Raw genomic sequence first — 15635 nt, forward strand, 5'->3', positions numbered from 1 at the left:
GGGACTAATGTTGTTTCTTGCGTGGGGGCTGCGCCATCCACCAGATGATGCCCATGGCTGGCAGAACCCACAAAATGCCGGTCACGAAGAAATAAAGCAGATGCACCCAGGCGCTCGACTGGGCCAGATGCGCTACCGCGATGATGGTCGCAAATACCGCATAGACGATGACCAGTGAAACCAGCAAGAAAGTACCGATCAGTTTCTTCAACCGGACAGGCATGCGCATTCTCCTTTTCCCGGTTCATCACTAACCGGTGAAGGGGGCCAGCGAAAGGGCAAAAACGCGGCGGCATGTCGCGTGAGGCGAACTTGTAACTGCTCGGCCTATGCTGCATGTACACTTGAGCTCATTATTGAAGGGTGAACGGCATGACGACAGCAGCGGCGCAGCGTATGGGGCAGGGTTCGAGGTCATCGAAAGAGGACCGCGACCGCCGCCTCGTGCGTTACTGGCTCTATGCGGTTTTCGTCGTGCTGATCGCCATCGTCATGGTCGGCGGCGCCACCCGCATGACCGGGTCTGGCCTGTCGATCACCGAATGGAAGCCCATTCACGGGGTCATTCCGCCGCTCAATCATGCTGAATGGGTGGAAGAGTTCGACAAGTACCGCCAGATTCCGCAATACCAGCAGATCAACAAGGGCATGTCGCTGGAAGAGTTTCAGTACATCTTCTGGTGGGAATGGGCGCACCGCCTGCTTGCGCGTTTTGTCGGGTTTCTGGTCGCCGTTCCGCTGGCCTTCTTCTGGGTGACGGGGCGTCTCAAGGGTGGCCTCAAATATCGTATGCTGGGCCTGCTCGCGCTGGGTGGCTTGCAGGGCGCCATCGGCTGGTGGATGGTCGCATCCGGCCTCAGCGAGCTTACCAGCGTCAGCCAGTATCGTCTGGCGATTCACCTGACGACGGCCTGTGTCATCATAACGGCGGTGTTCTACATCGCGCGCGGGCTTGTCACCTATAGCGAGCGACCGGCGGAGCGATCCATCCAGCGCTTTGCCGGATGGATCGTGTTCGCGGTTCTGGTGCAGATTTACCTGGGCGGTCTGGTGGCCGGCTTGCATGCGGGATTGACTTACAATACCTGGCCGCTGATGGATGGCGCTGTCATTCCATCCGATCTGTTCATTCAGTCGCCCTGGTGGCGCAACTTGTTCGAAAACCCGAAAACGGTTCAGTTCGTGCACCGCATGTTCGCCTATACGGTTCTGGTTCTGGCGGTTCTGCATTCGTTGCAGGTCTGGAAACAGGCTCCCGGCACCACCCATGCGCGCCGCACCATCGTTCTCCTCGGGCTCGTTCTCGTGCAGGCGGTCATCGGCGTTGCCACGCTTTTGATGAGCGTTCCGCTGCATCTGGGCCTGACGCATCAGTTTGTTGCGCTGATCGTGCTGGCTTTCGCGGTGGCGCACTGGCGCGCAACCAAGGGTGCTTACGAGGGATAAGCGCTGTGGCGCAATTGCCGGAGTGCGGAGGCGATCTTCAGTTCCCGCGCTTCCTCCGCGTCGTTGCCGTCTTCACGATGCCAAGCGGCTGACAGGCAACCATAGGCGAAGGCATAATCCAGAATATAGGCCGGTTCGCGCCCGATGATCGGCGCGAAATGTTCGGCCATGTGCCGGGCGCGTTCAAGGTCGAGGCAAAGCTCGTCCCGATCGAGCGGATTATAGAAGATATTAGCCGCGTCGAAGGCGGCATCGCCGACCAGCCCGTGCGGATCGATGGCGAGCCAGCCGCGCGGTCCCTCAATGATATTCTCATGGTGAATATCACCATGCAGCGGAATGGCCTTGTGCGGCGTCGCCAGCAGGCGCTTGGCGACCGTCGTGCCATCTGCATAGATCGGGCTTTCATGCGCCACCGCAAAGAGGCCGGAAAAGTGCTTGTCCAGCGGCTGCAGGCCAGTCGGTATTGGAGCGGGAGAGGGCGTGTGCAGCGCGCTCAGCACCTCGCCGAAGATGTGCAGGCATTCGGCATCCTTGCCGCGCTTCAGGTGCTCATCAAGGTGATAGTCGCCGGCATATTCGAGCAGCATCGATATGCCCTTGAGGCCGTATAATCGCGCTGCACCATGGCCGTCCTGCCAGTCCAGATAATGCGCGCCGCGCAGCTCTTCCATCCCGGCTGGTTTCAACTGTTTGACGACAAAAACCTCGCCCGGATGATCGATGCGTTCGACCTTCCAGACGAGGCTTGAATGTGTATCGACCAGAGGCTCATAGGAGCCGATCTTCCATTCGACAGGAAACACCGGCTTCGTCGGCATCACGCCTTGCCAAGCATGAGGTTCATGTTCTGGACGGCGGCACCCGATGCGCCCTTGCCGAGATTGTCGAGCAGCGCCACCAGATTGACCTCGCCGTCGCCTTCAGTGCCGAAGACGAAAAGCTTCATGCCGTCCTTGCCCGCGAGCTCTTCCGCATCGACACGCGGAAGCTTCCCGCTTTCCTCAAGCGGCACGACCTCGACAATATCCTGACCGGCATAATGCTCCGTCAGCGCGGCATGAACCGCGGCAAGCGACGGCGATCCTTCGAGTTCGCTCAGGAACAGCGGAACCTGCACGATCATGCCCTGCGGGAAGCGTCCTACGCTGGGCGAAAAGATCGGGCGGCGATCCAGACGGCCATGCAATTGCAGTTCCGGCACGTGCTTGTGACGCAGCGGTAGGCCATAGAGGAAATTGTTAGCGGCAAGATGCTCCGGATGGTTCTTGTCTTCCATCTGGGCGATGAGCTGCTTGCCGCCGCCCGTATAGCCGGAAACAGCATTGACGCTGACCGGATAATCGGCAGGCAGCAGGCCCGCATCGCGCAGCGGGCGCACAAGTGCAATCGCGCCGGTCGGGTAGCAGCCCGGATTGGCAACGAGGCGCGCCTCGGCAATGCGTTGGCGCTGGCCCTTGGCCAGTTCCGCAAAGCCATAGGCCCAGTCCGGGTGCACGCGATAGGCGGTCGAGGTATCGATGATGCGGGTCGCGTTATGACCTTCGAGCAGGGAAACCGCTTCCTTGGAGGCATCGTCCGGCAGGCACAGGATCGCAATGTCGGCAGCACGCAGATAGTCGGCGCGCAAATCCTTGTTGCGCCGCTCGGCTTCCGGGATGGAAATCACTTCGAGATCGTCGCGCTCGGCCAGACGGTTGCGGATCTGCAAGCCGGTGGTGCCGTGTTCGCCATCGATGAAGATTTTCGGTTTCATGCGTTTTGCCTTTGAATTCAGAAAGTTACGACAATAGGTGGAATGGGTTTTTGAGCCGCTTGAATCACTTTGTGAACAAGCATCTCATCGTCGTTCTTTCCGTTCGGCCAGAAGGCCCAGATAGTACATTGCGATTGTCGCTCCCGCGATGGCCGTTATATCGGCATGGTCATAGGCTGGTGCAACCTCGACCACATCGGCGCCCACGAAGTCAAGAGTTGTCAGCTTGCGCAGGACCGACAGCATCTTTGCCGATGAAGGGCCGCCAGCGACCGGCGTGCCGGTTCCCGGCGCAAAGGCCGGATCGAGGCAGTCGATATCGAAGGTCAGATAGGTTTTCCGGCCATTGGTGCGTTTCAGGATTGCATCAGCAATCGCCGCCGCCGACATGTCCTCGACCTCATGGCCGTAGATGATTCTGATGCCGCAATCTTCCGGCGCGTGCGTGCGGATGCCGATCTGGATCGAATGGTCGGGATCGATGATGCCATCGCGCACCGCGCGGGCCACGAATGAGCCGTGATCGATCCGCTTGCCATCGTCGAACCATGTATCCTGATGCGCATCGAACTGCACCAAAGCAAGCGGACCATATTTCGCGGCATGGGCCTTGAGAAGCGGCCATGTGATGAAATGATCGCCGCCGAGCGTCAGCAGGAACGCATCGGATTTCAGGATTTTCGCCGCTTCGCGCTCGATTGTGGCAGGGGTCTTGGTGTGATTGCCGTAGTCGAGCAGGCAGTCGCCATAATCGATGACGGCAAGATTCTCGAACAGATCGCGCTCGAACGGATATTGCGGATCATTGTCAAAGATTGCCGAGGCCCGCCGGATCGCCTGCGGGCCGAAGCGCGCTCCGGGGCGATTGGAAACGGCGGCATCGAAGGGAATGCCCCAGACAACCGCCTCTGCAGCCTTGAGCGACTTCGTATATACCCGCCGCATGAAGGACAGCACGCCCGCATGGGTAGGGTCGGTCGCGGCGCTGGTCAGGCTGCGGGCCGTGATCGCGTGGTCGATGGTTTTTGAAGGCATGGTGGTGATCCGAGTGATAGTCTGGCTTCTATAGCGCTTTCATTCGCTCTTGGCATCAAATCCATAGGCGCGCTCCACGCGACCGATACGCACGCGATAGGTTTCATACCATTTTTGGCGACCAAGCTTCTGCGCCACCAGATGATCCACATCGCGCTTCCATGCGCGGATGCTTTCCTCGTCGGTCCAGAAAGAATTGGTGATGCCAAATCCTTCCGCGTCGCGGGCGCTCTCGATGCCGAGATAGCCGGGCTGTTTCGCTGCAAGTTCACCCATCTGAACCGCCATGTCTCCATAGCCATCGTCTTCACCCGTAACGCGCTGCGAAGCAAAGGTGACGATCAGATAAGGCGGCTCCGGGGTGGAAGCAAAACGACTGGACGACATTCGGCTGGCTCCGTGCTGGCTTTGAGTCTCTTGTTACATAGCAAAAAAGCGGACCCGAAGGCCCGCTTTTCTGTAAGCTCTGAAGCGATAGATATTAACGCTTGGAGAACTGGAAGCTGCGACGAGCCTTGGCCTTGCCGTACTTCTTACGTTCGACGACGCGGCTGTCGCGGGTCAGGAAGCCACCCTTCTTGAGAACCGCGCGCAGGCCCGGTTCGTAGTAGGTGAGGGCCTTGGAAATACCGTGACGAACGGCACCGGCCTGACCGGAGAGGCCACCACCGGCAACGGTGGCGACGATGTCGAACTGACCGACGCGGTTCGAAGCGACGATCGGCTGCTGCAGGATCATCTGCAGGACCGGACGTGCGAAATACTTTTCGAATTCCTTGTCGTTGACGACGATCTTGCCGGAGCCCGGCTTGACCCAAACGCGTGCAACGGCGTCCTTGCGCTTGCCGGTGGCATAGGCGCGGCCCTGTGCGTCCAGCTTCTGGACATGAACCGGAGCGGCAGCTTCGGTCTTGGCAACGGTGCCGAGTTCTTCGAGCGAGTTGATGCTCTCAGCCATGATTATGCATTCCCTTTGTTCTTGCGGTTCAGCGCTGCGACGTCGAGGACTTCCGGCTGCTGAGCTTCGTGCTGATGGTTCGGGCCTGCATAAACGCGCAGGTTCTTCATCTGGCGACGGCCGAGCGGACCGCGCGGGATCATGCGCTCGATTGCCTTCTCAAGAACGCGTTCCGGGAAACGGCCTTCGAGGATCTGGCGAGCAGTGCGCTCCTTGATGCCGCCCGGATGGCCGGTGTGCCAGTAATATTTCTTGTCGGCATACTTGTTGCCGGTCAGAACAACCTTGTCGGCATTGATGATGATGACATTGTCGCCATCGTCCACATGCGGGGTGAAGGTTGCTTTGTGCTTGCCACGCAGGCGATTGGCGACGAGCGATGCGAGACGGCCGACGACGAGACCTTCGGCGTCGATCAGCACCCACTTCTTCACCACTTCAGCCGGCTTCTGGGAGAAAGTTGCCATTGAAGTCTTCCTTGACTTGATCCCTGTCCTTGCGAACCGGGCTTTTTTTGTTGCTTGTGTTGGATATTCTCCAACCCGAACGGGCGTGTAAAAGTTGCCTTTCGCACGCTTCCGGCGGGTCGATATACAATGTTGGCGCTTCCGTCAAGCCCTGTATTTGAAGCATCTTTTAAAAAGAATAACAAAATCAATAAGTTGCGTGTTTGGTATTATAATACCTTATATTTTTTGCCCATTTATCGCGGTGGAATCGAATAGGTGGCGGTGGCATGGGCGACCAACTCGCCGCTTGCACCATCGGTCAGGCTGATATCGAGGACCGCAAGGCGCTTGCCGAGTTTCAGGAGGCGCGCCACGGCCTCGACCGTGCCGGGGGAGGGTTTGCGCAGGAAATTGATGTTGAGGTTGGTGGTGACGGCCAGGGCAACCGGACCGATATGGGCGAGAATGGCGGCATAGGCGGCAACGTCGGCCAGCGCAAACAGCGAAGGGCCGGAAACCGTCCCGCCCGGGCGCAGATGTTGCTCATCGGCGTGAAGGCGCATTGTAGCCGACCCCTCATCCACGGCCATGACCTCGAAAGCATCGCCAAGCTGCGGAAATTCACGCTTCATGAAGGCCCGCAATTCATCAAGGCTCATGACGGGGCTGACGCTTGTGCGATGTGCGGTATTGATATTCATGCATTTCTCCCAAATTTAATAATCAATAGAGGCTGCGGCGGCTTTCATGCAAGCGCCGGCTCAGGCGATTAAAGAGGACAAGATGCAAAACCCATCCGACGACCAGATCCGCGAAATCCTCCTTTCCGTGAAAACGATTGCGCTTCTCGGCGCATCGCCGAAGCCGGAACGCCCGAGCAATGGCGTGATGGAATTCCTGCTTGCCAAGGGCTATCGCGTCATTCCGGTCAATCCGGGGCAGGCGGGCAAGGATATACACGGCCAGCGCGTGGTGGCGCGTCTTGCCGACATCGGAGAACCGGTGGATATGGTGGATGTCTTCCGTGAACCCTACTCCCTGCCGGGCATCGTGGACGAAGTTCTGGCGATGAAACATCGGCCAAAGGTCTTGTGGACGCAGCTTGGCGTCGTGCACGAAGAGGCTGGAAACCGCGCCAGTGAAGCCGGTTTGACGGTCGTCATGGACCGCTGTCCTGCCATCGAATATCCCCGCCTCATTTCTGAATAGGAAGTTTTGGATTTAATTTCTGCGATTCCGCCATTTGGCGGAAAATCCGCCTTTGCTTTCCTGGCGGCAACGCCTAACGTCCTGTCATCATTGGGGCTTAGACGCTGGAGGAAATCATGTCAAAACGTTCGCCCGGAATTGAAACGCTGGCTGTCCACGCAGGCGCGAAGCCCGATCCGACGACGGGTGCGCGCGCGACACCGATCTATCAGACAACTTCGTTTGTGTTCGATGATGCGGATCATGCGGCATCGCTGTTCGGTCTTCAGGCTTTCGGCAATATCTATACGCGCATCACAAACCCGACGACTGCCGTTCTGGAAGAACGCATTGCGGCACTTGAAGGCGGAACAGCGGCGGTCGCGACCGCATCCGGCCATGCGGCGCAATTGCTCGTGTTCCACACGCTTCTGCGACCGGGCGACAATTTCATCGCCGCGCGCCAGCTCTATGGCGGCTCGATCAACCAGTTCGGCCAGTCGTTCAAGTCTTTCGACTGGCATGTGCGCTGGGCCGACGCCACCAATCCGACCGATTTCGCCAAGCAGATCGATGACAGGACGCGCGCCATCTTCATCGAAAGCTTCGCCAATCCGGGCGGGATTGTCGTGGATATCGAGGCCATTGCCGAAATCGCCCACAAGCACGGCCTGCCGCTGATCGTGGACAACACGCTCGCATCGCCCTATCTGGTGCGCCCGATCGAGCACGGCGCGGATATCGTCGTCCACTCGCTGACCAAGTTCATCGGCGGTCACGGCAGTTCGATGGGCGGCATTCTGGTCGATGGCGGCACGTTCGATTGGGCCAAATCCGGCAACTACCCGCTTCTGACCGAACCGCGCCCGGATTATGCCGGTCTGGAACTGCACAAGACATTCGGCAATATTTCCTTTGCCATAGCTGCCCGTGTTCTGGGCTTGCGGGATCTCGGCCCGGCCATTTCACCATTCAATGCGTTCCAGATACTGACAGGCGTGGAAACGCTGCCGCTGCGCATACAGCGCCACAGCGACAACGCATTGAAGGTTGCCTCCTGGCTGCACGGCCATGACAAGGTGTCGTGGGTCAATTATGCTGGATTGCCGAATGATAAATTCCACGCGCTCCAGCAGAAATATGCGCCGAAGGGGGCGGGCTCCGTGTTCACTTTCGGACTCAAGGGCGGTTACGACGCGGGCGTGAAATTCGTCGACAGCCTCGACCTGTTCTCGCTGCTTGCCAATATCGGCGACACGCGTTCGCTGGTCATCCATCCGGCATCCACCACCCACCGCCAGCTGACCGACGAGCAGAAGGTGGCGGCAGGCGCGGGACCGGACGTGGTACGCCTTTCCATCGGCATCGAGGATGCCGACGATATCATCGCCGATCTGGAACAGGCGCTGGCAAAGGTCTGATCGATGAGCCGGTTTCTCGCTTTCGACCTTTCCGGCATCGAGCCGGAGGAAGGCGCTCCCTTAGCGGAGCGCATTCTTTCAGGCAGCCCCAAATTCCGCACCTGGAATTTGGAAGAGAATGCCGAAGGCACGCTTTTCGCCGGCATATGGGAAGCGACGCCCGGCAAGTGGCGGATCGAATATGACGAATGGGAGTTCTGCCATATTCTGTCTGGTCGGTCGGTCATCCACGAAGAGGGTGGCGAAACCCGCGAGGTCAAGGCTGGCGACAGTTTCGTCATACGGCCCGGTTTCAGGGGAAACTGGGAAGTGATCGAGACGACCCGCAAGGAATATGTCATCAAGTTATAAAGCTGATGAAAAACACCCGCCGAGGGCTTCGGCGGGTGTTTTGCTTGAAATATGCGTTATCAATTATGCGATTCGCGCCTGATCGGGCGGAAAGGCGGAACCGTGTTCGGGCCCGGACGCTCCACGCTGGGAGTATTGAACGACGGGCGATCCGGCCGCGACGGGCGAGGGCGATCCGGCTTGTTATAGCTCGGCCGGTTACGATCCCTGTCACGGTAACGATAATTGTCGCGATAGCGATAGCGAGAGTCCCGATAATAGCGAGGATAGCGACGGTAATCGCGATAATAGCCGCCGCTGTCATAGATAACGCCGGTGCCGATATAGCTGCCGCGCGAATAATACGGATCGTAACCATCGCCATAATAGCCTTCGGACACGCAACCGCTGAGTGTAAGGCTCGCAGCGCCAATGCCGAGCGCCAGCAGAATAGATTTCAAGGACATGTCCGCTACTCCAGTAAAGCCGGTGTCAGCGCTGGAATACGCAACAACCACGCGGCGAACCACTATTTAGAGGGATTATGCGCATTTTTGCACCACGCCCATAATCAATAAAGATTGCAGATCGTTAGCTTGGTTAGCTTACTTCACATCTCCACGTCCACGCTGCTCAATTTCGATCCAATGCTGCAAACCTGTTAAATAACGCAACAAACGTTCCAAAAGTTGCTTCAGGCAGGCGAAAGGCGCCCCAAAACACAAAACCGCCCCGGAGGGCGGCTTTCTATGCAAAATATGTGTAGCTCTGTCACTTGCTTGCAGTAGAGATTGCAGTCGAAATTTCAGTAAATTTGTCGCGAATGTTGGTTCCCAGTTCCGTCGTTGCTGTGATGATGACAACAGCGATCAAAGCCGCGATGAGGCCGTATTCGATGGCAGTTGCGCCGGATTCGTTTTTACGAAAGCGTGCGATAAGCTTGGTCATGTGTTGCTCCTGAGATCATTCTTGTTTGTTTAGTGGTCGCTGTGACCTGCGAGCAAACTATCCGCCAATTATGTTCACCCTCTTAAGTTGCATGGTAAACGGAAGGTGAGTATTGCATATGATTAATAAAGTGCTGAATACAAAATGAAATTTGAAATTTCGGCATGAGCGGAATTTAAGCGATATTGAATGTATAGTTGCAGATAGCAAAAGAGCCCCGCTTGCGCGAGGCTCCATTCCCCAGTGGCTGTCATGCGCCTTACTGCGGCAGTTGTGCTCCTGCCTGTTTGACGGCATCGGCCATGGTCTGGCAGAGCTTTTCCTCGGAGATGTTCTGCGCCTTTGCGCTGGTGGCAATGTCCTGCTCCATACCCATGGCAGAGACCTTGCCCTGCTTGCCGGTTGCTTCGGCAGCGTCGGCCTTGGACGTGTCGGCCGGGGCTGGGATAAGCGCGATCATTTTCGTCTGGATATCAATTGCGCCGCCATCGGTATAACCCTTTTCCTGGCAGTACTGGAGTACGCCAAGCTGATTGCGGGCGGCGTTATAGGCCATTTCCATCTGCTCCGGCGTTGCCTGAGCGAAGGCCGTGGCAAGATTTGCGCCAAGAAAAAGACCGGTCAAAGAAACACGTACCAGATTGCGCATGATAATTTCATCTCCATGAGTCAAATACACGTTGTGATAGAGCGAAATTTTTTTGCGAAGGAAACTCAAGAAAAATTAATTAGTGAAATGAAATATAGAGGAAATTATTTCCGCGAAAAGCAAGCGGGTGTCATAAATATTTCATCCGGCCTGCGTGGGCGATTATCCCGCAGGTTGCATAAGATTTGCGATCAAGCGGAAAGCACCGGGGACAAGTTTATCGAGCTGATGATGCAGGACGAGGCTCGTATGCGTATGTCGGCCTTTGCCAATTCGGGCTGAAACCAGTGCGCCATAGAGCGGTTTTTCTCCGTCGTCATGCATGGAAAGCAGCGGCTGATAAGCATCGTCCCATGCGGAAACGAAATAAAGTCCGCGTTCCTTGTGCCAGCCGCTCCAGTCGCTTTCATCGATGCTGTTGGGATAGGTGAGCAGGGGGTGTTCAGGAGCAAGAACGGTAACCGCCGCCTGCGGGTTCGTAACGCGCCAGCGCAGTGATGGCGAGCCGATGGTCAGTTTTCGCGGTGGCGTCCGGTCTGGATGCCAGCCATCGGATGGCCGATGATAGAGCGTCACAAGATGTCCGCCATTCTCGACAAAACGATGCAGTTTTTTCGTCGCGGGGGTGAGATCGTCGCGCAGCCCAAAGGCAAATATCCCGACCACGATGGTCGTGAAGCCGGATAGATCACCCGCAAAATGATGCGGTTCGATCTCCGTGACGTCAAACCCCATGCGTTTCAGCCATAAGCCGACATTATCGGCACCGCCGCCAATATAGCCGATATGCGCATCGGGCAGCTTCATGTCGAGCGCCAGCACCGGCAGCACGGCTGACTCGCGCCAGATGGTTTTGCCTGTATGCGGATAGCTGGAAAAATGTGTTTGCCACGCCGGATTTCCATCAACCAGTGCTGGAAGAACGGTCAGGCCTGGTGCCGGATCGGAGGGACCATGCAAGACGGCATTTTGTCCGTTTTTGCTGACGCTCCAGCCGTTCTGCGACGCGAAGGTGATCTGCCTTGCCGGGCCATCGGCCAGAATCGAGATCGGCAATGGTTCCCATTTGCCCGACAGGATGACGGCTGGCGGGTCGATCTGCAACGAGACAGGCGGCACGATAACGAGCGGTTCTTCAAGGTCGAAGCTGCACTCCGCCAGATGTTCGTCAAACTGCGCTTTCAATCGGATATAGGCTTGTCCATTGCCGCCGAGAGACCGCCATGCCGGTTCAAAAAGCGGGGACAATGCCGCGTCGCCTGCCAGCGACACATCCAGAATTTCCCGTTCCGGCGTCCGGTGCCCGCAGGCGGTTGAGCAGCTTTCCGGCAGGACGGGTTGCGCCGTTGCTGCAACGTCTGCCGCACCCGGCCCATATTCGACAACAAGGCGGGTCTCGCCGCCGCTCGGCAATATAGGGGCTTCCAGATAAGCCCGCTCGAACAGCGAGGCTGCTTCGATCAGCGCGGCATCTATTTCATGCAGCTTGCGTTGCAGCCTGTGTCTGTGGCGCACAAGAAAATCTTCCGGTGCGCTGGCCAGAACAGTTTTCAGGCTTTTCGCGGCCTCGACCAGGTTTTTGATGATGGCTTTTCTATCGGGAAAAGCTGCGATTGCCGCTTCAACAGACAGATGCGCATCAAGAAGCTGCTTGCGATTTTCAAATGCCAGACTATCGGCGAGACTGGCTAAGGTTTCCGGGAGCCCGTCAAAAATCGTCTTTTCCGAACGGCTTTCCGGCAGTTTCAGATGCAGCGGCCATTCTGCTTTGGGCATTTCCGGCCCGCGGCCCATGCCTTGTGTGGCATGGCAGGCACGCGACCATTCACCGATCCGGTCGTAATCAGCGCCGGTTGCCTCGTCCCGCCCGGTCGCCCTGATCGTCAGCGTTGTGTCGGGTGGCGGAAGCTCGTCGTCGTAAGTGTCGCCGCCGCCGGACCAGGCGGGGAGATAAAGTTTCGCCACCTGCCACGGCGTCAGCCCTTCGGCAAAATGCTCTGGAAAGGCATGGGGATCGGCGGCAAGCCGTATGGCCGTTTCCGCCGCCCGCGTCATGGCGCGATGGTGGCCGTGCTGGCCGGGAACATCGAGGAAAGTCGGCAGCACGATATCCGGGCGTTCGGTGCGATAGGCGCGGACCAGCCGCTCAACGGTCTTCTCCTCGCCCCAATGGGCGAACGTGTCGTCGCCATCCTTGGAGAAGCCGAAATCGTGGACGGAATCGTCAGGACCATGCCCAAGCCAATGCAGGTCGCAATCGAGAATGCGCGCGGCTTCTTCCATCTCGCGGGTGCGGATCACGCCAAGCGCGCCGCCGCGTTCCGGGCCAAGCGCGTTCTGCCCGCCTTCGCCGCGCGTCGAGCAGGCAATCACCACCCGCATACCCAAGCCGAACCGCATATAGGCCATCAGGCCGCTCTGCTCGTCATCGGGGTGCGCGCCCGTATGCATCAGCGTCACGGTACAGCGCAGCCTGTTCAGCGCCCGGTGCAGGCGGACAAGGGCGGGAGACGATTTCTGGCGCTCCATGCGCTGGCGGGCTGTGAGCATGGTCAGACTTCCGAATTGGTGTCGAGCTTCGGCGTCATGGCCTCGAACATGGGGAGCGATGCAGCGCCGAGCGCGGCGGTAAACTGTCCCGTCTGGCCGCGAATGACACGTGGAAGCGCGCGGGCGCGGCGGCTTGCGACCGAAATCGGCAGGCCACCCATATGCCAGATCAGGTCATCAATGATCGCATCGGGCAACATGCCGCCCAGAATGATCGTCTCGGGATCGAGAATGTTTTCGATCATGGCAATCATTGGCGCGAGGTGGTCGGCGGCTTCCTGCACCCAGCCCATCAGGACCGGGTTGCGGTCTTCGTGCAGTTTCTGGAGCGCGTCGAAATCGGTGTCATCAATCCCGGCAGCGTGAAGCTTCTCGCGCAGGGCGTGAAGCGAGGCATAGGTTTCAAGGCAGCCCTTCTGGCCGCAGGCGCAGCCCCGCCCATTGGGCGTGATGACGATATGGCCGATTTCTCCGGCATTGCCGAAAGCGCCGCGAAACGGCGCGCCGTCTTGGATCATGCCAAGCCCGATACCGGCGCCAAAATAAATCATGGCGAAACTGGAAATCGCATGGCCCGCGCCGAACAGGCGCTCGCCGACGGCGGCGGCATTGGCGTCGTTTTCGACCAGAACCGGCTCGCCGCAGGCTTCGCTCAGAACCGCCGCCGCGTCGATGCCGGACCAGCCGGGCAGGGTGGTCGGGCCAACCGAACTCATGCCTTCAATGTCGAACGGTCCCGGCATCACCACGCCTATGCCGAGCAGGCGCGCCGGAAATGAAGCTTTCACGGCGTCGACTTCTTTTCGCAACTGCGCGGAAAGCCTGTCGGGGCTGACGTCGTGGATCGGGCGCACATGCTGCTTGCGCGGCTTGCCGGACAGGTCGAGCACTGTCGTTACCATATGCGTCGAACCCATTTCAACGCCGATGGTCATCGCGCCTTCGGGATTGACGGCAAACTGGATCGGCGGCTGGCCGCGTCCTGTTTTCAGCCGTCCGAGCTGCATGAGCAGATTCTCTGAAACCAGCTCATCGACGATATTGGCGATGGCCTGCGCGGTCAGGTGGGTCAGGCGGGCGATATGCATCCGGCCGAGCGGACCGTGGCGACGCACGACATCAAGCACCACGCGCCGGTTATGATCGCGGATTCGCTCGGGATTCTTGCCGAGGGTGACAGCCTGCGCAGCGGCTCGCATGGTTGCCGATGCATCTTCCGATTTCGATGTCATGATCCCCTCCTTCTCCCATTCAAAGAGATAGCGCGGGCTGTTTCTAACAGCAATATATTAATTCAACTAAATTATCTTATTGACAAATGGCTCGCAAAATTCAACCGTAAGGCAGGGTGGTGAAGACTGCCTTGCTCACGTTGGGGAAGTGGGTTCCTGCGTGAGGAAAAATGGGCGCTGCGCATAAGCTGTGCGGCATGTGGTGGAATATGCGGACTGACCAATCCAGTCCGCAGCCGTGCCTGGCGACCGCATTCGAACCGGTGGGCGGGGCATTAGGGAGGTTTAAATGCGTAAGCTGTTATTGGCAGGTCTGGTTGCGGGTCTCAGCACCTTTGCGATCAATGCCGCTCAAGCTGTCGAAATCGAATATTGGCAATATGTCTTCGAGACACGCGTCAAGGCGATGGACAAGCTGATCGAGAATTTCGAAAAGGCCAATCCGGACATCAAGGTCAAGCAGGTCACGTTCCCATACGACGACTATCAGACACGCGTGATCGCCGCGAAGATGGCGGGCAAGAGCCCGGACGTAATGCAGCTTTTCTATGGCTGGCTGGACAAGTTCGTGGCTGGCGGCATCTTGCAGCCGCTGCCGCAGGACGCATTCCCGCATGACAAGATCGAGAGCGAGTTCTTCCCGATCGTTTCGGCAATGAAGCGCGGCGATGAATATTACGGCCTGCCGACGGCTGTGCGTTCGCTGGCGCTTTTCTACAACAAGAAGCTGTTCACCGAAGCTGGCCTCGACCCGAACAATCCGCCCAAGACGCTGGATGAAATGGTCGAAGCCGCCAAGAAGACGACGAAGCGCGACGCTTCTGGCAATCTTCTGGCCGAAGGCATCACGCTCGACATGCCGGGACAGGACCAGCATTGGTGGCGTGAGGTTCTGGTGCGCCAGTTCGGCGGCCAGCCTTACACCGACAACGACCGCAAAGTCGCCTATAACGACGCTGCTGGCGAAAAGGCGCTTGCCTTCTATACCGGTCTCCAGACCGAACATAAGGTCGGCGAAGTAAAGTTCATGGACGAAGGCCAGGCTGCATTCCGGGCCGGCATGGCGGCGATGACCATCGACGGCACATTCCGTCTTGGTTCGTTCCGCACCATCAAGGACTTCGAATGGGGCGTGACCGAGCTTCCGGCCAACGCCGAAGGCGTGCGCTCCAACTATGCGAGCTACTTCGCCAACGGCATCAGCGCCAAGGCAAGCGGCGAGAAACTCGAAGCCGCCAAGAAGTTCCTGAACTACATCTCCTCGCCGGAAGCCATGGAAATCTGGCTAAAGGATGTGGGCGAACTGCCTGCACGCCGTTCCGCGGCCCTGACGGAAACGAACCTTGCCGACCCGATCTACGGCCCGTTCCTGAAAGGTCTGGAATATGCGCACACGACCATGTTCGTGGACGAGTTGAAGCAGCGTCAGGTCGCTGTTGACATGGCCAACCGCGTGATCCTCGAAAAGCAGCCGGTCAAGGATTCTCTCGAACAGGCTGCCAAGACCGAGCAGGAAGTGCTCGACGCGGCCAAGTAACAGGCTTGATGCGGCGGGGCAGGGGCCTCGCCGCTCTTCTCGCTGCGCGGCTCATCCGTAGCCGAAGGATTTTGACACATGACAATGACTGTAGAGGCCGGGACGGCTGAAACAGGCGGTACGGGCAAGGGGCCTT

Annotated in this window: 18 protein-coding genes; 5 read left to right on the forward strand and 13 right to left on the reverse strand. The window is 58.3% G+C overall.

What is annotated here, in order from left to right; translation table 11 throughout:
• Window positions 1-4: 4 nt before the first annotated feature.
• Entirely contained in the window at window positions 5-223 is a 219-nt protein-coding gene (locus tag F9K78_RS15730; protein ID WP_121983004.1) for a DUF2842 domain-containing protein, read from the reverse strand.
• A 149-nt stretch (window positions 224-372) separates the two neighbouring features.
• Here F9K78_RS15730 and F9K78_RS15735 point away from each other — a divergent pair, with 149 nt between their 5' ends.
• Window positions 373-1446 (forward strand): COX15/CtaA family protein, encoded by a 1074-nt coding sequence (locus F9K78_RS15735; protein ID WP_121986586.1) that lies wholly within the window; start codon window positions 373-375, stop codon window positions 1444-1446.
• Here the strand turns inward: F9K78_RS15735 and F9K78_RS15740 are convergent.
• From F9K78_RS15740 to F9K78_RS15770, 7 genes are all read right to left on the reverse strand, one after another.
• The gene (locus F9K78_RS15740) at window positions 1434-2267 is read right to left on the reverse strand and encodes an aminoglycoside phosphotransferase family protein (protein WP_151682400.1); all 834 of its coding nucleotides are present in this window, start codon (window positions 2265-2267) and stop codon (window positions 1434-1436) included. The two genes, F9K78_RS15735 and F9K78_RS15740, sit on opposite strands and share 13 nt — an antisense overlap.
• A complete protein-coding gene (argC, locus tag F9K78_RS15745) occupies window positions 2267-3202 on the reverse strand; it encodes an N-acetyl-gamma-glutamyl-phosphate reductase (RefSeq protein WP_121986588.1) in 936 nt (311 codons plus the stop codon). The genes F9K78_RS15740 and argC overlap by 1 nt, the downstream gene beginning before the upstream one ends.
• An 84-nt stretch (window positions 3203-3286) precedes the next feature.
• Window positions 3287-4237 (reverse strand): agmatinase, encoded by a 951-nt coding sequence (gene speB / locus F9K78_RS15750; RefSeq protein WP_121986589.1) that lies wholly within the window; start codon window positions 4235-4237, stop codon window positions 3287-3289.
• Between the two features lie 39 nt (window positions 4238-4276).
• On the reverse strand, window positions 4277-4624 hold the full coding sequence (locus F9K78_RS15755; RefSeq protein ID WP_121986590.1) for an antibiotic biosynthesis monooxygenase family protein: 348 nt from the start codon (window positions 4622-4624) through the stop codon (window positions 4277-4279).
• A 94-nt stretch (window positions 4625-4718) separates the two neighbouring features.
• Complete coding sequence (gene rpsI / locus F9K78_RS15760; RefSeq protein ID WP_121982983.1) at window positions 4719-5195, reverse strand: 30S ribosomal protein S9; 477 nt, start codon at window positions 5193-5195, stop codon at window positions 4719-4721.
• A gap of 2 nt (window positions 5196-5197) precedes the next feature.
• Window positions 5198-5662, reverse strand: coding sequence for a 50S ribosomal protein L13 (rplM, locus tag F9K78_RS15765; protein WP_006472812.1), 465 nt, complete (start codon window positions 5660-5662; stop codon window positions 5198-5200).
• Between the two features lie 236 nt (window positions 5663-5898).
• Window positions 5899-6345 carry a PaaI family thioesterase gene (locus F9K78_RS15770; protein ID WP_121986591.1) on the reverse strand — a complete coding sequence of 149 codons (447 nt, stop codon included), beginning with the start codon at window positions 6343-6345 and terminating at the stop codon, window positions 5899-5901.
• An 82-nt stretch (window positions 6346-6427) separates the two neighbouring features.
• Here F9K78_RS15770 and F9K78_RS15775 point away from each other — a divergent pair, with 82 nt between their 5' ends.
• The 3 genes from F9K78_RS15775 (at window position 6428) to F9K78_RS15785 (ending at window position 8604) form a co-directional block, all read left to right on the forward strand.
• The gene (locus F9K78_RS15775; RefSeq protein ID WP_162929841.1) at window positions 6428-6853 is read left to right on the forward strand and encodes a CoA-binding protein; all 426 of its coding nucleotides are present in this window, start codon (window positions 6428-6430) and stop codon (window positions 6851-6853) included.
• A 116-nt stretch (window positions 6854-6969) separates the two neighbouring features.
• Window positions 6970-8253: an O-acetylhomoserine aminocarboxypropyltransferase gene (locus F9K78_RS15780; protein ID WP_151682401.1), complete on the forward strand. Its 1284-nt coding sequence runs from the start codon at window positions 6970-6972 to the stop codon at window positions 8251-8253.
• 3 nt (window positions 8254-8256) lie between these two features.
• Window positions 8257-8604 carry a cupin domain-containing protein gene (locus F9K78_RS15785; protein ID WP_121986594.1) on the forward strand — a complete coding sequence of 116 codons (348 nt, stop codon included), beginning with the start codon at window positions 8257-8259 and terminating at the stop codon, window positions 8602-8604.
• Between the two features lie 59 nt (window positions 8605-8663).
• On the opposite strand, the gene F9K78_RS15790 is transcribed toward F9K78_RS15785, so the two are convergent.
• The 5 genes from F9K78_RS15790 to F9K78_RS15810 form a co-directional block, all read right to left on the reverse strand.
• On the reverse strand, window positions 8664-9050 hold the full coding sequence (locus F9K78_RS15790) for a hypothetical protein (RefSeq protein WP_121986595.1): 387 nt from the start codon (window positions 9048-9050) through the stop codon (window positions 8664-8666).
• Between the two features lie 304 nt (window positions 9051-9354).
• A complete protein-coding gene (locus F9K78_RS15795) occupies window positions 9355-9531 on the reverse strand; it encodes a Flp family type IVb pilin (RefSeq protein WP_122066969.1) in 177 nt (58 codons plus the stop codon).
• A gap of 259 nt (window positions 9532-9790) precedes the next feature.
• The gene (locus F9K78_RS15800; RefSeq protein ID WP_121986596.1) at window positions 9791-10180 is read right to left on the reverse strand and encodes a pore-forming ESAT-6 family protein; all 390 of its coding nucleotides are present in this window, start codon (window positions 10178-10180) and stop codon (window positions 9791-9793) included.
• A 162-nt stretch (window positions 10181-10342) separates the two neighbouring features.
• Window positions 10343-12730, reverse strand: a complete 2388-nt coding sequence (locus F9K78_RS15805; RefSeq protein ID WP_151682402.1) for a PIG-L family deacetylase — start codon at window positions 12728-12730, stop codon at window positions 10343-10345.
• Window positions 12731-12732: 2 nt separating this feature from the next.
• A complete protein-coding gene (locus tag F9K78_RS15810) occupies window positions 12733-13962 on the reverse strand; it encodes an ROK family protein (RefSeq protein ID WP_121986598.1) in 1230 nt (409 codons plus the stop codon).
• Between the two features lie 289 nt (window positions 13963-14251).
• On the opposite strand from F9K78_RS15810, the gene F9K78_RS15815 reads away from it, so the two are divergent.
• Complete coding sequence (locus tag F9K78_RS15815) at window positions 14252-15499, forward strand: extracellular solute-binding protein (RefSeq protein ID WP_121986599.1); 1248 nt, start codon at window positions 14252-14254, stop codon at window positions 15497-15499.
• Window positions 15500-15635 lie beyond the last annotated feature (136 nt).

It is taken from the genome of Brucella pseudintermedia (assembly GCF_008932435.1).
Taxonomy (GTDB): Bacteria; Pseudomonadota; Alphaproteobacteria; order Rhizobiales; family Rhizobiaceae; genus Brucella; species Brucella pseudintermedia.